23 protein-coding genes are annotated in these 22,170 nt (G+C 63.1%); 3 read left to right on the forward strand and 20 right to left on the reverse strand.

The window, feature by feature from the left end; translation table 11 throughout:
• Positions 1 to 2,204 (forward strand): hypothetical protein (locus PSV40_RS06250; RefSeq protein WP_300535604.1); only part of this gene is annotated, 2,204 nt, incomplete at its 5' end.
• 120 nt (positions 2,205 to 2,324) lie between these two features.
• Here the strand turns inward: PSV40_RS06250 and PSV40_RS06255 are convergent.
• The 3 genes from PSV40_RS06255 to PSV40_RS06265 form a co-directional block, all read right to left on the reverse strand.
• On the reverse strand, positions 2,325 to 2,555 hold the full coding sequence (locus tag PSV40_RS06255) for a YciI family protein (RefSeq protein ID WP_300535606.1): 231 nt from the start codon (positions 2,553 to 2,555) through the stop codon (positions 2,325 to 2,327).
• Positions 2,556 to 2,708: 153 nt separating this feature from the next.
• A complete protein-coding gene (locus PSV40_RS06260) occupies positions 2,709 to 3,089 on the reverse strand; it encodes a YciI family protein (protein WP_300535609.1) in 381 nt (126 codons plus the stop codon).
• 326 nt (positions 3,090 to 3,415) lie between these two features.
• Positions 3,416 to 3,853, reverse strand: coding sequence for a cupin domain-containing protein (locus tag PSV40_RS06265; protein ID WP_300535612.1), 438 nt, complete (start codon positions 3,851 to 3,853; stop codon positions 3,416 to 3,418).
• A 105-nt stretch (positions 3,854 to 3,958) separates the two neighbouring features.
• Between PSV40_RS06265 and PSV40_RS06270 the strand changes: the two genes are divergently transcribed.
• Positions 3,959 to 4,852 (forward strand): LysR family transcriptional regulator, encoded by an 894-nt coding sequence (locus tag PSV40_RS06270; protein ID WP_300535614.1) that lies wholly within the window; start codon positions 3,959 to 3,961, stop codon positions 4,850 to 4,852.
• Positions 4,853 to 5,034: 182 nt separating this feature from the next.
• Here the strand turns inward: PSV40_RS06270 and PSV40_RS06275 are convergent, their stop codons facing one another.
• The 16 genes from PSV40_RS06275 to PSV40_RS06350 all read right to left on the reverse strand — a co-directional run bounded on the left by PSV40_RS06275 (position 5,035) and on the right by PSV40_RS06350 (position 20,139).
• Positions 5,035 to 6,069, reverse strand: a complete 1,035-nt coding sequence (locus PSV40_RS06275; RefSeq protein ID WP_300535616.1) for a DctP family TRAP transporter solute-binding subunit — start codon at positions 6,067 to 6,069, stop codon at positions 5,035 to 5,037.
• A 44-nt stretch (positions 6,070 to 6,113) separates the two neighbouring features.
• Positions 6,114 to 7,412, reverse strand: a complete 1,299-nt coding sequence (locus PSV40_RS06280; RefSeq protein WP_300535619.1) for a TRAP transporter large permease — start codon at positions 7,410 to 7,412, stop codon at positions 6,114 to 6,116.
• 235 nt (positions 7,413 to 7,647) lie between these two features.
• The gene (locus tag PSV40_RS06285; protein ID WP_300535622.1) at positions 7,648 to 8,172 is read right to left on the reverse strand and encodes a TRAP transporter small permease; all 525 of its coding nucleotides are present in this window, start codon (positions 8,170 to 8,172) and stop codon (positions 7,648 to 7,650) included.
• Positions 8,173 to 8,247: 75 nt separating this feature from the next.
• Entirely contained in the window at positions 8,248 to 9,204 is a 957-nt protein-coding gene (locus tag PSV40_RS06290) for a transketolase C-terminal domain-containing protein (RefSeq protein ID WP_300535624.1), read from the reverse strand.
• Positions 9,195 to 10,166, reverse strand: a complete 972-nt coding sequence (locus PSV40_RS06295; protein ID WP_300535716.1) for a thiamine pyrophosphate-dependent dehydrogenase E1 component subunit alpha — start codon at positions 10,164 to 10,166, stop codon at positions 9,195 to 9,197. Before PSV40_RS06295 ends, PSV40_RS06290 begins: the two co-directional genes overlap by 10 nt.
• A 101-nt stretch (positions 10,167 to 10,267) precedes the next feature.
• Positions 10,268 to 10,930: an HAD family phosphatase gene (locus PSV40_RS06300; RefSeq protein WP_300535719.1), complete on the reverse strand. Its 663-nt coding sequence runs from the start codon at positions 10,928 to 10,930 to the stop codon at positions 10,268 to 10,270.
• Positions 10,931 to 11,026: 96 nt separating this feature from the next.
• On the reverse strand, positions 11,027 to 11,425 hold the full coding sequence (locus PSV40_RS06305; RefSeq protein WP_300535722.1) for a YchJ family metal-binding protein: 399 nt from the start codon (positions 11,423 to 11,425) through the stop codon (positions 11,027 to 11,029).
• Positions 11,426 to 11,572: 147 nt separating this feature from the next.
• Entirely contained in the window at positions 11,573 to 12,022 is a 450-nt protein-coding gene (locus tag PSV40_RS06310) for a rhodanese-like domain-containing protein (RefSeq protein ID WP_300535626.1), read from the reverse strand.
• A 157-nt stretch (positions 12,023 to 12,179) separates the two neighbouring features.
• Complete coding sequence (locus PSV40_RS06315; protein WP_300535628.1) at positions 12,180 to 13,307, reverse strand: acyl-CoA dehydrogenase family protein; 1,128 nt, start codon at positions 13,305 to 13,307, stop codon at positions 12,180 to 12,182.
• 9 nt (positions 13,308 to 13,316) lie between these two features.
• On the reverse strand, positions 13,317 to 13,982 hold the full coding sequence (locus PSV40_RS06320) for an SDR family oxidoreductase (RefSeq protein ID WP_300535630.1): 666 nt from the start codon (positions 13,980 to 13,982) through the stop codon (positions 13,317 to 13,319).
• Positions 13,983 to 14,240: 258 nt separating this feature from the next.
• Entirely contained in the window at positions 14,241 to 15,422 is a 1,182-nt protein-coding gene (locus PSV40_RS06325) for an acetyl-CoA C-acyltransferase (protein ID WP_300535725.1), read from the reverse strand.
• 92 nt (positions 15,423 to 15,514) lie between these two features.
• Positions 15,515 to 17,326, reverse strand: coding sequence for a bifunctional isocitrate dehydrogenase kinase/phosphatase (gene aceK / locus PSV40_RS06330; protein ID WP_300535632.1), 1,812 nt, complete (start codon positions 17,324 to 17,326; stop codon positions 15,515 to 15,517).
• A 6-nt stretch (positions 17,327 to 17,332) separates the two neighbouring features.
• Positions 17,333 to 17,989 (reverse strand): carbonate dehydratase, encoded by a 657-nt coding sequence (gene can / locus PSV40_RS06335; protein ID WP_300535634.1) that lies wholly within the window; start codon positions 17,987 to 17,989, stop codon positions 17,333 to 17,335.
• Between the two features lie 38 nt (positions 17,990 to 18,027).
• Positions 18,028 to 19,209: an isovaleryl-CoA dehydrogenase gene (locus tag PSV40_RS06340; protein WP_300535637.1), complete on the reverse strand. Its 1,182-nt coding sequence runs from the start codon at positions 19,207 to 19,209 to the stop codon at positions 18,028 to 18,030.
• A gap of 21 nt (positions 19,210 to 19,230) precedes the next feature.
• Positions 19,231 to 19,692: a PaaI family thioesterase gene (locus tag PSV40_RS06345; protein WP_300535639.1), complete on the reverse strand. Its 462-nt coding sequence runs from the start codon at positions 19,690 to 19,692 to the stop codon at positions 19,231 to 19,233.
• Between the two features lie 42 nt (positions 19,693 to 19,734).
• Positions 19,735 to 20,139: a MerR family DNA-binding transcriptional regulator gene (locus tag PSV40_RS06350; protein WP_096667450.1), complete on the reverse strand. Its 405-nt coding sequence runs from the start codon at positions 20,137 to 20,139 to the stop codon at positions 19,735 to 19,737.
• Between the two features lie 112 nt (positions 20,140 to 20,251).
• On the opposite strand from PSV40_RS06350, the gene PSV40_RS06355 reads away from it, so the two are divergent.
• Entirely contained in the window at positions 20,252 to 21,319 is a 1,068-nt protein-coding gene (locus tag PSV40_RS06355; protein WP_300535642.1) for an MBL fold metallo-hydrolase, read from the forward strand.
• A gap of 96 nt (positions 21,320 to 21,415) precedes the next feature.
• Here PSV40_RS06355 and PSV40_RS06360 read toward each other — a convergent pair whose 3' ends face one another.
• Positions 21,416 to 22,081, reverse strand: coding sequence for a response regulator (locus tag PSV40_RS06360; protein ID WP_300535644.1), 666 nt, complete (start codon positions 22,079 to 22,081; stop codon positions 21,416 to 21,418).
• Positions 22,082 to 22,170: the final 89 nt, after the last annotated feature.

Raw genomic sequence — 22,170 nt, forward strand, 5'->3', positions numbered from 1 at the left:
TCATGTTCCTTCGTGACATGTTATGCCTCACACACAAAATTTCTGACAGGCTCAACCGGCCTCAGGTTTCATTTGTGCATTTTCTGGAGGCTATGCACTATCCGCCAGTAAGCGTGGAAAGCAGTCTTGATTTCTTCGCCCAAGCGCTCCGCAAAACGTCCCTAAATGTAGGTGGCACTAATAGGGAGTTGTTCGTGCTGCCTGCGGCGCTTGATTTGACTGAAATACAAGACATGCCGGTACAACCCAGCCACTTAGCGAGTAATCCAGAGAATCCGTGGGTGCTAACCGATCGCTTGCGAGCGCTGGGTCAAAAACTCGATGTCGACGCTGTATTCGTTGATCTTCGCGCGGGATTAAGTGAACTGGCAAGTCCAGTTCTTTTTGACCCTCGCGTCGAACATTTTTTTGTAACCACGGTTACCAAACAGTCTGTTGCAGGGATGGCCGAGGTTCTTAAGCGTTTGCATACATTCAATACTCGCTTGTCGCAAAGAGAACGTGTAAATGCTATGCCGTCGGTGGTCTTAAGCATGCTCACAGACCAGTTGCGAAAGTCTGAAGAGTACAAGGATGCGTTAAATACATTAGGGCTTGCCTATCCAGCGATTGATGATCAAACAATGTCCCCAGGTTTGGAATGGCTAGAAGTCGAGTTCACAGAGCCGTTGATGTCGGTCAATTCGTTGCGGCCTGCGTTTGAAACACTTAAGCAATCTTCGTTATACAAAGTCGCACAAGATTGGGCCCAAACCCTCCAAACACAGAAGCAAGCCGTCAGTCGAGTTTCCACTTTGTCAGCCACTAGTAGTAGGACAGCCGCGGCAGCGCTATTGGACGTATGCACTCGCGTTCAATTCGCGGAGCAGGACAATTCTGCAGAAATGCTCGTGACAGAGCCTTTGAGAAACTTCGTGAAGCATTTCGCGACCGAGGTGCCCAACCTGGTCTCAGTCGGCGCAAAAGGCGCAGGTAAAACGTTCACGTTTTTGCAAGTGTGTCGCGCCAGAACCTGGCATGTATTCATGCAAAAGGTAGGCGTCGATCCCAACGGGGTATCCAACGCTCTGATTTTTCCTGGGCTCTGGTCAAAAAATCTGGCGGTGGAGTCCAGGCGAACGATTGCAGACATGCGAAAGGAATGGTTTGGCCAACTCAAAATAGGAACAGAGCCACCAACTGAATCCGAACTTTCTCGAGCAATTGAAATTGCGACGAAAAACCCACCGGCGCATTGGGATGACTTTTGGGCAGATTTTATTGGTACACAGCTTGGAATGGGTGGCGCCACACTATCAGCAATCAATGACTACCTGATCAGCGTTGGGAAATCCGTTCTGTTTGTAATTGATGGCATCGAGGATGCATTCGTAGATCCGTCCAGCGAGGTTTCACGCGATGCCATCAATTCGCTACTAATGCTTCCTAATCGTTTAGACGAATTGGCACGGCGCCATGTTGGCGTACTAGTACTCGTCCGTGCCGACTATGTGCAAAGCTCCGTTAGACAGAATGTCGCGCAGTTTTTGAGCCGCTACGCCCCATTTAAGCTTGAGTGGAGCCCCGAGAGCTTCCTGCGCCTAGCTTATTGGCTATGTGCGTTGGCCAATATTGTTGATAACTCAAAGGGGCAGGCCGAAACTCTTTCACTCAATAGCCTCTTAGAAAAATTAGAACCACTTTGGGGAAAGAAGCTTGGCAACGACAACTCCAAAGAAGCGCATTCGGCACGCTGGGTTTTCGCCTCTTTGTGCGATCTAAAAGGAAACATTCAGGCGAGGGATTTAGTCCGATTTTTGAAGTTTGCGTCTGAGATCGAGGCTGGCCGTATCGGTGAAACGTGGCCAGATCGAATATTGGCTCCCGAATCCATGCGCAAGGCAATTCCTAAATGCAGTTTTGAAAAAGTAGGGGAAGCGGCTAAGGAAATTGCACCATTGAGAGATTGGATTGAAAGACTTCACGGAGTAACAGAACGAAAGCTAGTTCCATTTAGTGCGGTGAATATGAAGTTGGAGAGTAAAGACCTAATCGCACTGCAGGGACTCGGCGTGATTTATGAAGACACACAAGTTGCAGTAAATGAAGCGCGGCTTTATCTTCCAGAAATCTACCGAACCGGGTTGGGATTTGAAACATCAGTGGGCGGAAGGCCAAGAACTCAGGCGTTACTCAAAAGTAATCTGGGCGCTCTGCCGTTTTAGCAACCTACAGTCCAGCGCCACCGCAAGTTAGCTACCGGTGAGCGGAGGTCATCATCGGGAGTCTCGTGGCACTCTGGCTTCCTGCCCGCAGTGGTTGTAGCTTCCTCCTTGCTGATATTTCTATTTGCCGGGCGCCTGCTCAAAAAACCCAATCGGGTGCACCTCAATCCCCCACCCCACACTCTCCCCCAGCGTCGCCGCCGGATGCAGCGACGCCACCCGCACCGCCTCGTCCCGATCTGCCGCATTAATGATGAAGAACCCGCCGACCAGATCCTTGGCTTCGGCACAAGGCACGTCGGTCACGGCCGGCTTGCCGTGCGAGAGCGCGGGGCGAAGGCGGGTTGCCACTGCCCTTGCGTTTGACGCGCCGACCCACGGGCGCGGACGCGGGGCATGGATCCCGGATCAGGTCCGGGATGACATACGAGGCCAGGATGACATGCAGCGGCGGGGGTGAAATGCGGCAGACTGGCGCCGCCACAAGAGCAGAAGCCTGCGCCGCTATTTCTGGATCTTCACCGAACACACCCCGATCGGGTGCACCTCGATGCCCCAGCCTATGCTTTCACCTAGCGTGGCGGCGGGATGCAGCGAGGCGATGCGTATGGCTTCCTCCTTGTTGGGCGCTTCGATGAGGATGACGCCGCCCACCAGTTCCTTGGCTTCGGCATAAGGCCCATCGGTCACGGCCGGCTTGCCGCCGCGCGGGCGCAGCGCGAAGGTGGCCTGGGGCCCTTCGAGCGAGGCGCTCCAGAGCAGGCACCCGGTTTGCGCGAGTTCGGCGTCCTTGGCCGGCAATTGCGCGGCCAGCGCCTGCATGTCGGCGGGCGCCATGGCGGCCATTTTTTCGGGGTCGTAATAGGCAAGGCAGAGGTATTGCATGGAGATGTCCTTGGGTCGGTGGTTGAGGGTCACACCTGCACGACGAACGGCTGGCCCGACTTTCGACATCTTGCCCCAGGCTGTCAAAAAAAACTCCCGCAGGAAGGCTTTTTCTGCGGAAGGGCTGCCCTGCGCTTCGGCCGGCCAAGGCCCCTGCGATTGGATCAGCCCGCCGTTTTTGCTACTGTTTTCATAGCTGCTTGCGCACGCCCCACAAAGGGTAGAGGCCGATTTGATGCACAAGTTTCGATCGTAGGCCCCTACACCCCAAGTCGAAGCCCGTCCCCGCCGCCAAGCCCCGCAGTGCGCGCTGCGGTTGCGGCCGCTCAGTGGGCTGCGTCCAGAAACGGCGTGTTGGGGTCGCTCACGTAGAAGATGACCACCCGCAGCGGGTCGGTGGCGCTTTTGTTGTAGCCGGTCATTTTCACGTTGGGCGGTTCGACGAAGGCCTGGCCGGCGCTGAGGACCACCGGCGCCCTGCCCTCCAGGTCCAGCGTGAACTGGCCTTCGAGCACGTACACCGTCACCGGGGAGCGGTGGGTGTGGAAAACCGTCCTGTCGCCGGGCTTGAATGCGGCGGTCATCACCCTGACTTCCTGCGTGTCGCCCTTGGGCATCTGCAGCACGTTTTCTTTCAGCACCAGCTGGGGTGCGGCCAGGCCGGGCGCCTGGGCATGGACCGCAGACATGCCGAAGGCGGCGCCCAGCAGCAAGACCAGACAGGCCCGGCGGGTGGACGATGGGGGTTCATGACGTGAGTTCATGGCAAGGCCTTTCATGAGAGGGAAGATGCGGCCAGTTTAGGCAGCGGCCCTGCCGTGCGCCAGCCGCAGAACTGCATAATGGGGCCGCACCGACGCGGAGTTCACATGTTCGATTGGGATGACCTCAAGCATTTCCTGGCGGTGGCGCGCCACGGCAGCACCACCGCCGCGGGGCGCGCGCTGAACACCGACCAGTCCACCGTGCAGCGGCGCATCACCCGGCTTGAACTGCGCATCGGCCAGCCCCTGGTCGAGCGGCACCCCAGCGGCTACCGGCTGACCGCTTACGGCCGGCAGTTGCTGCCCCATGCGCAGCTGGTTGAGCAGCACATGCTGGCCCTGCAGAACGTCGTGCAGTCTTCCGCGCGTGAGCTGAACGGCGTCATTCGCCTGACCTGCCCGGAACCGCTGGTGGCACGCATCACCCAATCGCCCTTGCTGGAGCGCCTGCAGACACGGCACCCCGGCCTGCGCGTGGAGTTTGTCGTGAGCGACCATTACGTGGACCTGGGCCAGGGCGAAGCCGATGTGGCGCTGCGCTCGGGCGACACCGTGGACAACCAGCTCATTGGCCGCAAGGTGGCCGATTCGCTGTGGGCGGTGTACGGGGGCCGCGACTACCTCGCGCGCCAGGGCAGCCCGGCGCGCACCGAGGACCTGGCGCAGCACGCCTGGATCGGGCTGGACGCCAGCATGGGCAAACACCGTTCCACGCAGTGGCTGCGCCAGGTGGCGCCCGGCGCACGCATCGTGGCCACCAGCGGCAGTGTGCTGGGCCTGGTTCAGCTGGCGAAGGCGAATGTGGGCCTGGCCGCGCTGCCGACGGCGCTGGGCGATGCCGAACCCGACCTGGTGCGGGTGCTGGGCCCGGTGCCCGAGCTGACGCGCATCTGGCGCCTGCTGACCACGCGCCAGCTGCGGCGCACGCCGCGGGTGTCGGCCTTCTTTGCGTTCATGGCCAGCGAGATGGACACGCTGCGCCCCATCCTCACCGGTTGAGCGCCACCGCCAGCGTGCCCAGCCCGTCCCTGCAGGTGAAGGCGGCAAGTGCATTCACTACAATTTTGATAGCTGCTTGCGCCCGCCACACAAGGGCTGGAGGCCGATTTGATGCCTGATTCCCCGGAACAGCCGAAAAAAAAGCCTCCCGACAGGGAGGCCTTCTTCATGAGTGCAAAAACTTACTTCTTGCGCGCAGCAATCGCTTTTTCAGCGCTGTTGACCAGGTCGGCGCCAATGGTGGTTTTCCACTTGGCGTAGACCGGGCGAGTGGCCTTGACGAAGGCTTCGCGCTCGGCCGGGGTGAGCTGGGTCACGGTCACGCCCATGCCGGCGATCTCCTTGAGCAGCGGCTTGTCGGCTTCGGTCAGGCCTTTGCGGGCCAGCGCGATTTCCTGCTTGCCGGCGTCGATGGCGGCCTGGCGAACGATGGCCTGGTCGGCCGGTGTCCACGAGGCGAACACTTCCTTGTTGACCACGAAGATCAGCGGGTCAGCGACATAACCCCAGGTCGTCACGAACTTCTGGCCCACGGTGTGCATCTTGAGCACGGTGAACAGAAACAGCGGGTTCTCCTGGCCGTCCACCGCGCCGCTGGACAGCGCCGGCTGGGCGTCGGCCCAGCTCATTTGCGTGGGGTTGGCGCCGAAGGCGTTGAAGACGTCGGCGAACAGCGGCGAGCCGACCACGCGGATCTTCATGCCCTTCAGGTCGTCGGGCGACTTGATGGCCTTCTTGCTGTTGGTCAGCTCGCGGTAGCCGTTTTCACCCCAGGCCAGCGGCACAGCGCCGGCTTTTTCCACGGTGGCGAAGATCTGTTTGCCGACTTCACCCTGGGTCAGCGCGTCCACCGCGGCGTAGTCGGGCATCAGGAAAGGCATGGAGAACAGGTTGAGCTCCTTGATCTGCGGCGACCAGTTGATGGTCGAGCCGACGGCCATGTCGATCACGCCCTGGCGCAGCGCGCTGAACTCGCGCGTCTGGTCGCCCTGCACCAGAGACACGCCGGGGAAAAGCTTGATGTTGATGCGGCCTGCGGTGCGCTCTTTCACGAGGTCGGCCCAGACCTGGCCGGCCATGCCCCAGGGTGTGGGCGGGCCCAGCACCAGCGACATCTTGTACTCGGGCTTGTAGGCGGCCTGCGCCATGGCGCCGGTGCCGAAAGTCAGGGCGGTTGCTGCCAGGGCCAAGCCCAGCAAGGTGCGGCGGAATTTCATGAAGTCTCCTTTGGTTGAAATACGCGAACTGACGGACAAAAAACTCAATATCCGAGGGTGCGCGGCAGCCACAGCGCAAGCTCGGGGAAGGCGATGACCAGCACCATCACGATGGCCATCGAGAACAGCATCCAGCCGACCCAGCGCACCGTGGCTTCCATCGGCACTTTGGCAATGCGGCAAGAGACCATCAGGTTGACGGCCAGCGGCGGCGTGAACTGGCCCAAGGCGACCTTGAGCGTGAGGATCACGCCGAACCAGACCGGGTCCCATTTGTAGTGGTTGACGATGGGCAGCAGCAGCGGCACGAAGATCAGAAAGATGGACACGCCGTCGAGGAACATGCCGACGGTGACCAGCAGCAGGATCAGCAGCGCCAGCACGCCGTATTCACCCAGGCCCGAGTTGACGATGGCCTTGGTGACCGGGTCGATCACGCCCAGCGTGGACAGCGAGTAGGCAAAGATGCCGGCCAGCGACACCACCAGCAGGATCACGGCCGAGAGCTCGCCGGATTCGCGCAGGATGACAAACAGGTCGCGCACCCTGATGGTCCGGTAGATGATCATGCCGACGAACAGGCCGTAGAACACCGCCACCACGGCGGCTTCGGTCGGCGTGAACCAGCCGGCGCGCATGCCGCCCAGGATCAGCACCGGCGCGGCCAGGCCCCAGGTTGCTTCGCGAAAACTCTTCCAGAAGGCCGGGCGCGGCATGGTGGCTTCCAGCGTGCCCATCTTGTGTTTGCGCGCCATCCAGACGGCGGGAATCATCAGCGCGAGGCCGGCCATCACGCCGGGAATCATGCCGGCGGCAAACAGCGCCGGCACCGAGGCGCCGGGCACCATGACCGAATACACGATGAAGGCGATCGACGGCGGGATCAGGATGTCGGTGGCGGCGGCGGCGCCGACCACGCTGGCCGAAAACGCCGGCGGGTAACCGGCGCGGCTCATGGCCAGAATCATCACACCACCCACAGCCGCGGCATTGGCCGGGCCCGAGCCCGAGATGCCGCCCAGAAACATGGCGACCGCAATCGCCACCAACGGCAGCATGCCGGGGCCGCGGCCGACGATGGCCACGGCAAAGTTGACCAGGCGCAGCGCCACGCCGGAGCGGTCGAAGATGGAGCCGACCAGCACAAACATCGGGATCGCCAGCAGCGGGTACTTGCCCAGGCCGGCGTAGAAGTTTTGCGGCACGGCCAGCAGGCCGAACCATTGCACGTCCGAATTGGCCAGGGCGATGCAGGCGGCGCCGGCCAGGCCGAGCGCCGCGCCGATGGGCACGCCCATCAGCAGCAGGACGATGAACGCGACAAACAGGAGCGTTGAAATCATAGGGATGTAGCCCCCACGCTTGTCACTTCGTGTACTGCGCTGCGCCTTGCAGGCCGCCGCTCGTCAGAGACTTTGCTTCTGATGCCTGTCCAAACCTGCTCAAGCAGGCTTGGAGCCGCAGGCATCAGCCCCAAGGGGGCGTTCGCTTGCCTGGGGCGGCCCGGCGCGGCGCGGACAGAAAACACCTCCGCGCGATGCGCTGCGGTGCTATTCGCCTTGGGAACGGCCCGGCGGCTCATGCCCTACGCCCCCGACGGATGAACAGGCCCAGCGCGCGGCCGGCAATCGCCACCGACATGATGGGCAGCCAGATGGTGTACCACCACTGCGGCACGCCAATGCCGGGCGAGGTCTCGCCGTAACGGATGTCGTCGTAGACCATGCGGGTGCTGAGCACCGCGATCAGCGCGAACAGCGCAAACACCATGATGGCGCCGAAGCGGGCCAGCGCGCGCTGGCGGGCCGCCGGGCCGTTGTCGGCAAAGTATTCGATGCGGATCTGCCGGTTGCGCGCCACCGAGGCCGAGCCGGCGACCAGCGCCAGCACGATCATCAGGAACACCGAGAACTCCTCGGTCCAGGCAAAGGACTGGCTGGTGAAGTAACGCACCAGCACATTGGCAAAGGTGATCAGCGCCAGCAGGCCCATGACGATGACGGTGAGCCAGTCTTCGATGGCCAGCGGAATGACGGTGTGTTCGTCCTGGTCGGCAGGGTTGGGCGAATCGCCCGGCAGGGGTGTGGTTTCAGGCTGTGACATGGGGTGGAGGCTGGAGATTAGGGCCAAAGCGCGGGGCGGGCCATTGGGGGATACCTTGAACGATGAACAACAAACTCAGGCCAGCAGGCTGCGCGCTGCGGCTGCGATGTCGGCCGCGGCGACACGCGACTGGGCTTCGAGCACGGGCGCGTAACCCACGGGAATGCGCGGCGCGCCCAGCCGTTTGACCTTGCAGCCCAAGGCCTCGGCGACGGTGGCGGCGACTTCGGCGCCGAAGCCTGCCGCCTGCACCGCCTCATGCACCACCAGCAATTTGCCGGTCTTGCGGCAGGAGGCCAGCACCGCCTCGCGGTCCCAGGGCCAGATGCTGCGCAGGTCGATCAGTTCGACGGCGATGCCCTCTATGGCGAGTTGCTCGCAGGCGTCGGCGCAGACCTGCACCTGTTTGCTCCAGCTCACCAGCGTGAGGGCGCTGCCGGCGCGCACGGTGCGGGCCTGGCCCAGCACGGCTTTCTCTGCGGTATTGACCTCACCACTCAGGCCCCACAGCGTCTTGTGCTCCATGTAGACCACCGGGTCGCCGCTGGCCAGCGCCGCGCGCAGCATCGAATAATTGTCCTGCGGCGTGGCGGGGCAGACCACCACCACGCCGGGCAGGTGGGCGAACCAGCTTTCGAGCGACTGCGAATGCTGCGCGGCCGACGAGTCCCAGATGCCGATGGGCATGCGCACCACCATGGGCACGCGGCCCTGGCCGCCGAACATGAAGCGGTTTTTGGCGGCCTGATTCACGATCTCGTCCATGCCGCACAGCGCAAAGTCCACCACGCGCATCTCGACCACCGGCCGCAGGCCGGCCAGCGCCATGCCAACGCCAGCGCCCAGGATGGCGGCTTCGCTGATCGGGGTGTCGATCACGCGGTCCCCGCCGAAGCGCTCCTGCAAGCCCCTGTACTGGCCGAAGATGCCGCCCCGGCCCACGTCTTCGCCGATCACCACCACATTGGCGTCGGCTTCCATCTCATGCGCCACGGCCAACGCCGCGGCTTCAGCGTAAGTCATCAGCGCCATGTGCCGGCCCCCGTGGTCTGGATGTCGGTGAAGGCCGCAGCGGCATCGGGCCAGGGCGCGGCGTCGGCACCGGCGACGGCGGCAGCGACCTCATCGGTCGCCTGCGTTTCGATGGCGGCGAGCACACCCGCATCACCGCCGGCCTGCAGGTAGGCAGCGCGGGCGCGCGCGATCGGGTCGGTCTTGAGCGCCTCGTTCAGTTCATCAGGATGGCGGTAAGCCGCCGGGTCCACCGAGACATGGCCCTTGACGCGGTAGGTGATGGCGTGCAGCAGGCGCGGACCGATGCCCGAGCGCACCTGCTGCACCAGCGTGGCGGCGGCCGCAAACACGGCCAGCACGTCGTTGCCGTCAACCTTGACTGCAGGAATGTCAAAACTTTCGGCGCGCACCGAGGCGCCCGCGCCGGCCGTCATCGGACCGCTGGCGGTGGTGGCGCTCCAGCGGTTGTCTTCGCAGACAAAGAGAACCGGCAGGCTGTAGACCTGCGCCCAGTTCAGCGCCTCCAGGAAGGGACCGCGGTTGATGGCGCCGTCGCCAAAAAAACAGACCGTGATCGCATCACGTTTTTGCAGCTTCTGCGCATGGGCAGCACCGACGGCAATCGGCAGACCGGCAGCCACCACGCCGTTGGCGCCCAGCATGCCGACCGAGAAGTCGGCGATGTGCATGGAGCCGCCCTTGCCGCCGTTGAAGCCGGTGGCCTTGCCGAACAGCTCGCTCATCATGCCCTGCAGGTCGGCGCCCTTGGCCAGGGTGTGGCCGTGGCCGCGGTGGGTGGAGGTCAGATAGTCCTCGCGCTTGAGGTGAGCGCAGACGCCGGCCGGCACGGCTTCCTGGCCGGTGGACAGGTGCAGCGGGCCGCGCACGCGGGCGGTGCCGTCGGCGGCCTTGCCATAGGCGCTGACGCCACCCTGGCTGGCGATTTCAGCTGCATTTTCAAAAGCCCGGATACGGACCATGGTGCGGTACAACGCCGCGAGTTGTTCTGCCTTGCCGCTCAAAAGTGTCTCCGGCTGTCTTATTGGTATGTGTGCATTGTATTGGCTCGCAGGCCCTGGTTTTACCGGAGGTGGCCGGCCAGCTCAGCCATGTCGGTGAATATCCATGTCGCACCGGCCTGGCGCAGCGCAGCCGGCGCGTCGTGCCCGGCTTCCGGCGGGCTGTAGCCAAACACGGTGGCGCCGGCGGCCACGCCGGAGGTGACGCCGGCCACGGTGTCTTCCACCACCACGCAGCGGTGCGGGGCGATGCCCAGCGCGGCGGCAGCGGCCAGGTAGACATCGGGGGCGGGTTTGGAGCGCGGCATCTCGTGCCCGCTGAAGATGCGGCCGTGGAAGCTGGGCATGAGGCCGCACTTTTCCAGCTGCAGCTCGACCTTGAAGCGGTCGGCGCCGGAGGCGCAGGCAATGCGGCCTTCATAGAGGGTGTGGATCTGCGCCACGGTTTCGACAGCGCCGCGAATCGGCAGCAGGCCTTCGACGAGCGCCTCGTTGCGCCGGCCGCGAAACTCATGCAGCCACTGCTCGGTCAGCGGCTGGCCGGTGTTGGCCTCGATGACGGCGATTTCGTCCTTGACGGCCTTGCCAATGAACAGGCGCATGCACTCGGCGGAGCTGAGCTTCCAGCCGGCCTCTTCCAGCATGTCGCGCAGCACGCCGTTGGTGATGGGCTCGCTGTCGACCAGCACGCCGTCACAGTCAAACAACACGGCTTCGAATTTCAACACGGGTGGCCTCTCTTCAAAATGCTATTGATTTAGTAGCTGCTGGCGCAGGCGGGAAAAGGGCTGGAGGCCTTTTTTATTCACAAACCTCAGGCATCACAGCTGGTCGCCGTCCACATAGTACCAACGGCCGTCTTCGCGCACAAAGCGGCTGCGCTCGTGCAGGCGCACGGCGGGGCTCCCCGGGTTTTTCTGGCGGGCGACAAATTCGACTTCGGCGTGGCTGTCGTCCAGCAGCCGGTGCTGGCGCACGTCCAGCCCCAGCCACTTCACGCCGGGGTCGAACTCGATGGCCGGTGGGCGGTGGCTGGCGTGCCAGGTGGCCAGCAGGTAGTCGGCCCGCTCGAGCACAAAGGCGGTGTAACGCGAGCGCATCAGCGTTTCGGCATCGGGTGCCGGCGTGTCATGCGCCAAGTAGCGGGCGCAGCAGGCGGCGTAGGCCAGCGGCCGGCCGCGTGTATCGGCCCGGCCGCAGGGGCAGGCAGCCACCGTCAGCCCCTAGTACTGCAACCCGAAAATATCGAAACATGAAAGCGCGCCTTCGCACCCGTGGCGGCGTTGCAATCCTTGCGAAGGCGCACAGCCTTCGCTGCGGCTTGCGCCTTGCCCTGGGCACGAAGTCATCACTTTCATTTTGTTTCGCTACTTCCGTGCTGCAGTACTAGCGGGGTGGCGCGCCGCGTGGGCCAGCTTGTGCGCTTCCAGGGTTTCCATAGCGGCGCCCTGCTTTTTCCACTCGGCAAAGCCGCCGTCGATGTGGGCCACGTTGGTCATGCCCATGTCCTGCAGCGTCTTGGTGGCCAGCGCGCTGCGCCAGCCGGCGCCGCAGAACAGGATGAACTGCTTGCTCTCGTCGCCGAACACCGGCTTGAAATAGGGCGAGGCCGGGTCCACCCAGAACTCCAGCATGCCGCGCGGCGCCAGCAGGGCACCCGGCACCGTGCCTTCGCGTTCAAGCTCGCGCACGTCGCGGATGTCGACGATCTGCACCTGCGGGTCGGCGAGTCTGGCCTGGGCCTCGGCCACCGAATAAGTGGTGACCTGCGCCATGGCCTCATCGACGAGGGCGCGGAATCCTTTGGTGATGGGCATGGGATTTGTCTCTGGTTGTGGATGGCGGACGGGCGGTCAAGTTTACGGCGCCGGGGGCTCGATTCAAGCAGGGGCCGCGGGACCGGCTTTGCCGGACCGCAGGCGCAGCGGCCCCCTCGGGGGGCAGGGAGTTACACGCAGTGAACGACCGTGGGGGCTAAAGTGCCCTTTGGATGATGATTTTCTGCACGTCACTCGTGCCTTCGTAGATCTGGCAGACGCGCACGTCGCGGTAGATGCGTTCCACCGGAAAGTCGCTGACATACCCGTAGCCGCCCAGGGTCTGGATGGCGGCACTGCAGACTTCTTCGGCCATTTCGCTGGCGAAGAGTTTGGCCATGGCCGCCTCCTTCAGGCAGGGCAGCCCGGCGTCGCGCAGGCTGGCGGCGTGCCAGATCAGCTGGCGTGCGGCTTCCAGTTTGGTGGCGCAGTCGGCCAGACGGAAACCGACCGCCTGGTGGTTGAAGATGGCGGTGCCGAAGCTCTTGCGCTCTTTGGCGTACTGCACGGCAAATTCAAACGCGCTGCGCGCCATGCCCACGCTTTGCGCGGCAATGCCGATGCGCCCGCCTTCGAGCGCGCCCAGTGCGATCTTGTAGCCTTCGCCCTCGGCGCCGATCAGGTTGTCGGCCGGGATGCGGCAGTTGTCGAAGTTGATCTGCGCCGTGTCGCTGGAGTTCTGGCCCAGCTTGTCTTCAAGCCGCGCAACGACGTAACCGGGCGCGTTGGTGGGTACCATGAAGGCGCTCATGCCTTTTTTGCCGGCGCCCTTGTCGGTGACGGCAATCACCACGGCCGCGTGGCCGTTCTTGCCGCTGGTGATGAACTGCTTGACGCCGTTGATCACGTATTCGTCACCCTCTTTCACCGCGGTGGTGCGCAGCGACGAGGCGTCGCTGCCTACATGCGGCTCGGTCAGGCAGAACACGCCCAGCATCTGCCCCTGCGCCAGCGGCGTGAGCCACTGCTTTTTCTGCGCGGCATTGCCGTAACGCAAAAGGATGGCGTTGACCGGGCAGTTGGTCACACTGATGGCGGTGCTGGTGCCGCCGTCGCCAGCGGCGATTTCCTCGATCACCAGCGCGAGCGTCAGGTAGTCGAGGTTGGCGCCGCCCAACTCTTCGGGCACGCAGATGCCGTAAGCACCCAGCGCCGCCAGTCCCTGGTGCGCCTCTTTCGGGAAGTGGTGCGCCTTGTCCCACTTTGCGGCATGGGGCCAGAGTTCGGTCTGGGCAAAGTCGCGCACCGCGTCGCGAATCATTTCCTGGTCTTGTGTCAGCAGCATGAGGAGTACCTACCAGGCCAAAACCTGGCCGTCGTGGTTGATGAAAGTGCCATTGTGTTCCGCGCGCAGGCTGGCCACGGTGGTGCGCATGTCAGCAACGCTTTGCGTGACATCGAGATCGGCGCCAGCGCCACCCATGTCGGTCTTGACCCAGCCGGGGTGCATCGCAACGCAGATGGCTTTGCCCTGCAAGCCAAACGATATGTCTTTGACCACCGAGTTGACGGCGGATTTGGAGGCGCGGTACAGCCAGCTGTTGCCATTGGTGCGCAGCCCGATAGAGCCCATGCGGGATGACAAGACCACCAGCCGGGCGTCAGGCGCCAGAACCTCCACGAGTTGCGGCAGGACGCGCATAGGCGCCAGCACGTTGGTGCGCATCACCTGATCGAACACATCGGCAGCCGGTGGGTCGCTCGCATTGCCGCCCGCCAAAACCCCGGCGACATACAGCGCGACGTCGATTTTTTCGCCATCGAGCAACCAGTCCAGGCCACTGATGCTGGCCGGCTCGGCCACATCAACGCGCAGGGCCTTGGCGCCCAGCGCTTTCAGGCGCTGCAGCCCCGCGTCGTCGCGGGCCGTGGCAATGACCTTTGCGCCGTCGGCCACATACTGCCGCACAAACTCCAGCCCGATGCCGCGCGAGGCGCCGATGACGAGGACGGTGCTCATATCAGCATTTTTTCGTAACTACTCAGGTCGCTGCATGCAGCATGCTTTTCTTGCCCCCTCGCCCTGTGGGAGAGGGTTGGGGTGAGGGCCAGCAGGGCACAACAGGCGATAACTCTATGCACAGACCGCCAGCCCTCACCCCCGCCCTCTCCCAGGGGGAGAGGGAGTAAAACCCGCCCAGACGACCTGAGTAGTTACATTTTCTCAAGGGAAATCAGCCTCCAACCCTTATACGACGTGCGCAACCAGCTATATAATTTATAGCAACTCAATCGCTATCGCCGTGCCTTCACCGCCGCCTATACACAGCGTGGCAACACCTTTTTTCAGGCCGCGGGCCTTGAGCGCATACATCAGCGTGACGATGATGCGTGCGCCGCTGCAACCAATCGGGTGGCCCAGCGCGCAGGCGCCGCCATTGACGTTGACGATGTCGTGGCTGATGCCGAGTTCCTTCATGGCGGCCATGGGCACCACGGCAAAAGCCTCGTTGATTTCCCACAGGTCCACGTCTTTCACGCTCCAGCCGATTTTCTTGAGCAGCTTCTGCACCGCGCCGACCGGTGCGGTGGTGAACCACTCGGGCGCCTGGGCAAAAGTGGCATGGCCGACGATGCGGGCCAGCGGCTTGGCGCCCAGCTCCTTCGCCGTTGATTCGCGGGTGAGCACCAGGGCGGCCGCGCCGTCGTTGATCGACGAGCTGGACGCGGCGGTGATGGTGCCGTCTTTCTTGAAGGCGGGGCGCAGCGTGGAAATCTTGTCGAGCTTGACCTTGCCCGGACCTTCGTCGATGGAAATCACGGTGTCGCCGCTGCGGCCCTTGACGGTGACGGGCGTGATCTCGGCCTTGAAGGCGCCGGACTCGGTGGCGGCCTTGGCGCGGTTGACGCTGGTGGTGGCGAAAGCGTCCTGCGCTTCCCGCGTGAACTGATACTTCTCGGCGCACTGCTCGCCGAAGGTGCCCATGGCACGGCCGGGTTCGTAGGCGTCTTCCAGGCCGTCAAGCATCATGTGGTCGTAAATGCGGTCATGACCGATGCGGATGCCGCTGCGGCCCTTGAGCAGCAGGTGCGGTGCGTTGGTCATGCTTTCCATGCCGCCGGACACCATCACGTCGCGGCTGCCGACCAGCAGCTGGTCGTGCGCGAGCAGGGTGGCTTCCATGCCGGAGCCGCACATCTTGGACAGCGTGACCGCGCCCGCGCTGGCGGGCAGGCCGCCCTTGAAACCGGCCTGGCGCGCCGGCGCCTGGCCCTGGCCGGCCATCAGGCAGTTGCCGAACAGCACTTCGTCGACTTTTTCGGCCGCAATGCCGGAGCGCTCGATGGCCGCCTTGATGGCGGCGCCGCCAAGGTCGTGCGCGGCAAGGCTGGAAAAGTCGCCCTGAAAGCCGCCCATGGGGGTGCGGGCGGCGCCGAGGATGACGACGGAATCAGTGATGGGATTGGACATGGTGGTTTTCTCCTGAGTTGAACAAGTTAAACAAATTAGGCAAGCTGGATGACTGCGCCGCGCTCTTCACAGGGCCGTGCTCAGGCTTTCTGCGCCGCGTGCCTGCCCACAAAACGCCGCTCGCGCTCGTAGGGAAACACGTCGTGCACATGGCCGGCGGCAATACGCTCCTTGTGGCCCTGCCAGAAGGCGGCGTCGAGCAGGTCGGCGTGGTGCTTCATGAAGACCTCGCGCACGGCAGGGTTGCCGAGCAGGAAGGGCTCGAAGGTTTCCGGGAACACGTCCCGCGGCCCGACCGAGTACCAGACCTCGCCGCTCATCTCTTCTTCCTCATTGCGCGGCGTGGGCACCTTGCGGAAGTTGCAGTCGGTGAGGTACTCGATCTCGTCGTAGTCGTAGAACACGACCTTGCCGTGGCGCGTGATGCCGAAGTTCTTGAACAGCATGTCGCCCGGGAAGATGTTGGCCGCCACCATGTCCTTGATGGCATTTCCGTATTCGATCACGGCGCGCTCGATCTGCGCCTTCGCCGCCGGCTCGTCCACGCCGGTGTCGAAGGCTTCCTGCAGGTAGATGTTGAGCGGGATCATGCGCCGCTCGATGTACACATGCTTGATGATGACCTCGATGTTGCCGTCGCCGTCGCGGTCGCTGATCTCGAGCTGGCTGGGCGCAAACTTTTCGATCTCGGTTATCAGCTCGTCGTCGAAACGCTCACGCGGGAAGGCCACCTCGCTGTACTCCTGCGTGTCAGCCATGCGGCCGACGCGGTCGTGCTGCTTGACCAGCAGGTACTTGGCCTTGATCTGCTCGCGTGTCGTGTCCTTCTGCGGCGGGTAGTAGTCCTTGATGACCTTGAACACATAGGGAAAGGACGGCAGGTCGAACACCAGCATGACCATGCCCTTGATGCCGGGGGCAATGCGGAACTTGTCGGTGGAATGGCGCAAGTGGTAGAGGAAGTCGCGGTAAAACAGCGTCTTGCCCTGCTTGGCCAGGCCCAGCGCGTTGTAGATTTCGGCGCGCGGCATGCGCGGCATCATGCTGCGCAGGAACTGCACATAAGCCGAGGGAATGCCCATGTCCACCATGAAGTAGGCCCGGGCAAAACTGAACAGGATCAGCAGGTCGTCTTCGCCAATCAGCACGGAATCAATCGCCAGCTTGCCCGATTTGGCGTGCAGCAGCGGCAGGGCAAAGGGCAGCTCGTTGAAGCCGTTGATCAGCTTGCCGACGATGTAGGCGCCCTTGTTTCGAAAGAACAGGCCCGAGAGCACCTGGATCTGGAAGTTGGCGCGCAGCTTCACGTCGCCCAGCCGGCCGCCCAGTTCCTCGACCACGTAGCCGGCGTCGCGCGCCAGGTCTTCAAACTCGATGTGCAGCTCGAAATCGTTGACCAGCCGGACCAGGTGGTCGTGCAGGGTGTCGCGCTGGGGGTAGTAGGCCCGGTAGGTGGGCCGCGCGGCGGGCTCGTCGTTTTCGATGTACTCGGTGCTGATGGCCGGCCGGACAAAAATGAAGTCGTTCTGGAAGTAGCTGCGGTGCAGGATCTTGGTGGTGACCGAGTTGAAAAAGGTCTCGGCCAGCTCGGGCTGGTGATGGTCGACCAGCAGCCCGATGTAATGCAGCTTGACCTGGTGCCAGACGTCCATGGACTGCTCGCCCGCCCTGAACTCGCGCTCCAGCCGGGTCGAGGCCTCGCGCACGCGCAGGTCGTAGAACTCGATGCGCTCGCGCTGCGACCGCTGCTGGCCGTGCCAGTCGGCGGTTTCAAAGCGGTGTTTGGCGCGCGCGGACTCGGTGCGGAACAGCTGGTAGTGCCGGTTGAAGCCGTCCATCATCGCCTTGGCAATGTCGTAGGCAAGCGGCGAGTCAAGGCGCTGCGGAAACATGTTTGTTTACCGTCTCGTGTCCCAGACGCGGTCCACCGCGGCACGGTACAGCGTATCGAGATCGGCGGGGTCGGAAATGGTCATCTTCAGGTCCTGCAGCAGGCCGTCGTGCACGCCAAAGGCCCAGCCATGGATGCTGACCTTCTGGCCTTTGGCCCAGGCATCAACCATGACGGTGCTGACGCAGACGTTGACCACCTGCTCGATCACATTGAGGTCGCACAGCGCGTCGGCGCGCACGCCCTCGGCCAGGCTGTCGAGCAGCTGGCGGTGGCGGTGGCGCACGTCCTGGATGTGGCGTATCCAGTTGTCGGCCAGGCCGATGCGCGCGCCGTCCAGCGCCGCCTGCACGCCGCCACAACCGTAGTGGCCCACCACCATGATGTGTTCGACCTTGAGCATGTCCACCGCAAACTGGATGGCCGACAGCGCGTTGAGGTCGGAGTGCACCACGATGTTGGCCACGTTGCGGTGCACAAACACCTCGCCCGGCTCCAGGCCGGTGATCTGGTTGGCCGGCACGCGGCTGTCGGAGCAGCCAATCCACATGTACTTGGGCTTTTGCTGCTTGACCAGCTTGGTGAAAAAGCCGGGGCGATCACGCTCCATCTGCTCGGCCCAGGCGCGGTTGTGGGAGAAAAGGTCGTTGATGGAAGAAGTCATAAGCGTTATTGTGGCCTGCGTCGCAATTTACCTGGTCTCTACATGGTCTCGGCAAACAGCTCGCGCCCGATCAGCATGCGGCGGATCTCGCTGGTACCGGCGCCGATTTCATACAGCTTGGCATCGCGCCAGAGCCGGCCCAGCGGGTAGTCGTTGATATAGCCGTTGCCGCCGAAAATCTGCACGCCCTCGCCGGCCATCCAGGTGGCTTTTTCGGCGCACCAGAGAATGACGGAAGCGCAGTCCTTGCGCACCTGGCGCACATGCTCGGTGCCCAGCAGGTCGAGGTTTTTGGCGACGGTGTAGGCAAAGGAGCGGCCGGCCTGCAGCACGGTGTACATGTCGGCCACCTTGCCCTGGATCAACTGGAACTCGCCGATGCTGGTGCCGAACTGCTTGCGGTCGTGAATGTAGGGAATCACGCTGTCCATGACGGACTGCATGATGCCCAGCGGCCCGCCGGTGAGCACCGCACGTTCGTAGTCCAGCCCGCTCATGAGCACCTTGGCGCCGCTGTTGAGGCCGCCCAGGATGTTCTGCGCCGGCACCTCGACATTGCTGAAAACCAGCTCGCCGGTGTGCGAGCCGCGCATGCCGAGCTTGTCGAGCTTTTGCGCGACCGAAAAACCTTTCATGCCTTTTTCGATCAGGAAGGCGGTGACGCCGCGCGCACCCAGTTCAGGTTCGGTCTTGGCGTAAACCACCAGGGTGTCGGCGTCGGGGCCGTTGGTGATCCACATCTTGCTGCCGTTGAGCAGGTAGTAGCCGCCCTTGTCTTCGGCTTTCAGCTTCATGCTGATCACGTCGCTGCCGGCGCCGGGCTCGCTCATGGCCAGAGCACCGACATGTTCGCCGCTGATCAGTTTGGGCAGGTATTTGGCGCGTTGCGCTTCGGTGCCGTTGCGCTTGATCTGGTTGACGCACAGGTTGCTGTGCGCGCCGTAGGACAGGCCCACGGAGGCGCTGGCGCGGCTGATTTCTTCCATGGCGATCATGTGCGCCAGGTAACCCATGTTGGCACCGCCGTACTCCTCGCTGACGGTGATGCCGAGCACGCCCAGGCTGCCCATTTTCTGCCAGAGGTCCATGGGGAACTGGTCGTTGGCATCGATGGCGGCGGCGCGCGGCGCGATCTCGGCCTGGGCGAATTCGCGCACCGCGTCGCGCAGTGCGTCAATGTCTTCGCCGAGCTGGAAGTTGAGTCCGGGCAGGTTGTTCATGGGAAAGTCTCCTTTTCTGGTTCAGTTTTTCACGTCGTCGCGGCCGGTGATGGTCATCAGCGTGGCGCCCATGGTGGCAATGAGTTTTTCGCGGCCGTCGTCGATGGCATAGGCGCGCCCCTCGGTCACGGTCACGGTGCGCCCGGGCTTGATCACCTGGCCCACCATGCGAAAACGCTGGCCTTTGGCGGGGGCGAGCAGGTTGATCTTGTATTCGATGGTCAGCACGCCGGCGTCAAGCGGCATGAGCGTGAAGCCGGCGTAACCGCAGGCCGAGTCGAGCGCCGTGGCCACCATGCCGGCATGCAGAAAGCCGTGCTGCTGGCTCAGCCCGGCGGCCCAATCGAGCTCGATGACCACCCGGCCAGGCGTGATGCCGGCCAGCGAGGCGCCCAGGGTGGCCATGGCCCCCTGGCGTGCAAAACTGTCCTGCACGCGGGCCGCGTAAGCCTGATCCTTGGGCTCGAAATGGGGCAGTTCCATGGCCGGTTCCTGGTTGACGTTTACGTAAACGTCAATTATGGCCTATTTTGCGGTTTTGGCCGTCTTGGCCAGCAGGGCGCGGGCTTCCTTTTCGTGGAGCCTGACCTCTTCGAGGTTGGCCTGCAGATCGGCCATCTGTTCCTCGAGCTGCTTGCGGTGCTGGGCCAGCACGGCCAGGAATTTTTTCAGTTGCGGGCCGGTGTCGCGCGGGCTGTCGTAGGTGTCGATGATTTCCTTCGCCTCGGACAGGCTCAGCCCCAGGCGCTTGGCACGCAGGGTGAGCTTGAGCCGGGTGCGGTCGCGCGCACTGTACACGCGGTTGCGCCCGCCGGGCCCCTCGCGCTGCGGCTGCAACAGGCCCATGTCTTCGTAAAAACGGATGGCGCGTGTGGTCAGGTCGAACTCTTTGGCCAGATCGCTGATGGAGTGCGTGGTCGTGGTTGCCATGTGGTGAAACCCTGGGGACAGGTTGCTGGTGAGCCCGCTCGCTAATTCGGGTGTAATGCAGGCATCAAGTTTACGTTAACGTAAACGTCAATCCAAACGGCGATCTTACAAGATGAATCCACAGGAAGCCCAGCTGCACTACCCTTTCGGCGATGCCCTGCCGCCGTCCGGCGGTGCCATGGAGGTCGCCCCGGGCGTCAAGTGGCTGCGCATGCGCCTGCCCTTTGTGCTGGACCACATCAACCTCTGGCTGCTGCGCGACGAACTGCCCGGCCCCGACGGCGCCGTGCCCGGCTGGACCGTGGTGGATTGCTGCGTCAGCCGGGACGAGGCGAAAGCGCAGTGGGAACAGATTTTTGCCGGTGAACTGGAAGGCCTGCCGATTCTGCGGGTTATCGTGACGCACATGCACCCGGACCACATCGGCCTGGCGCACTGGTTGTGCCGGCGCTGGAACGCGCCGCTGTGGATCAGCGCCACCGATTACCACACGGCGCGCCTGGCCACCGGGAACAGCACCGGCTTCGGCGGCGACAGCGCCGCCGCTTTTTTTGCCTCGCATGGCCTGACCGACCCCGAATCCCTGGCCCTGATCCGGGCTCGCGCCAACTATTACCCGGGCCTGGTACCCGAAGTGCCCGCCCACTTCCACCGCATGATGGACGGCCAGGTCATCACCATCGGCGGACGCCGCTGGACCTGCATCAGCGGTTACGGCCATGCGCCCGAACACATTGCGCTGCACTGCGCCGAAACACAAACGCTGATCAGCGGCGACATGGTGCTGCCGCGCATCTCTACCAATGTCAGCGTGTACGACACCGAGCCCGAATCGAATCCGCTGACCCTGTTTTTGCAGTCCATCAACAAGTTTGCGCCCTTGCACGCCGACACGCTGACCCTGCCCTCGCACGGCAAGCCCTTCCGGGGCCTGCACACACGGATTGCGCAGCTGCATGAGCATCACCGCGACCGTCTGGCCGAGGTAATACAAGCCTGCCAGGCCAGCCCGTGCAGCGGCGCAGACATCCTGCCCGTGATGTTCAAGCGTGCCCTGGACCTGCACCAGACCACCTTCGCCATGGGTGAGGCCGTGGCACATCTGCACACCTTGTGGTTTGAAGGCCGGCTGCAGCGCCGGCTGGGCGATGATGGTATATACCGGTTCGCACCGGACTGAAGCGACGCGCCTGGAGGGCTTGACTCAACGGGCGTATGCTGTCAACTGACGGAAACGGCGCCCAAACCGCCGGGAACCTGCCGCATCAGCACTGCATCAACGCCATCTGCGATTGGCCCCGATCAGGGCGGTAACATACCCTTGCAACCAGTCAAAATTGATCGGTTTTCCATGGAAATGGGCGTCGGACGGAAGGCCGCCCCTGGCCTGGATGGCTTCCTGGGACAAACCGCTGATCACCAGAATCTGCATGGCGGCCAGTTGCTGGTTGCGCTTGATGCTGCGCAGCATCTCGATGCCATCGACGCCGGGCATGTTCAGGTCCGTGATCAGCAAGTCCGGCCGCATGCTGGCAATGTCCATCAGCGCTTCCATGGCCGACGGCATGAAGGTGCAGTCCATCGCCAGGTCCCATTCGTCGAAATGGGAGAGGTACAACTCGCGGGTCAGTTCTTCGTCTTCCACCACCAGGACACTCAGACGCTGCCGGGGATCCGGTTCGGCCTGGGTGAGTTGCGGGTTGTGTTTTTTCAGGTAGCTATTGATCGCACGCAGGGACAGCCTGCGATGGCCGCCCAGTGTTTTCCAGGCCGGGATTTCCCCCCTTTCAACCAGCGACTGCACCGTGGCCACCGACAGCCCCAGCAACTTGGCGGCATAGGTGGTGCCGCAGTAGTCGTCACTGGAAAACTCTTTCGCCGAAATGGCGTTCTCAAAGGATTGCGGTTCACGCGTCACAAGAAAACCCGAAAAGGTTGGCATCCGGCAAATGGGGTATTTTGATGGATTGGTTCATGAATTTGACTATTTCAGCGTATTTGATGCTTGTTTGCTGAATTTACCGCCATGGT

Source organism: Polaromonas sp. (assembly GCF_029945925.1).
Classification (GTDB): Bacteria; Pseudomonadota; Gammaproteobacteria; order Burkholderiales; family Burkholderiaceae_C; genus Polaromonas.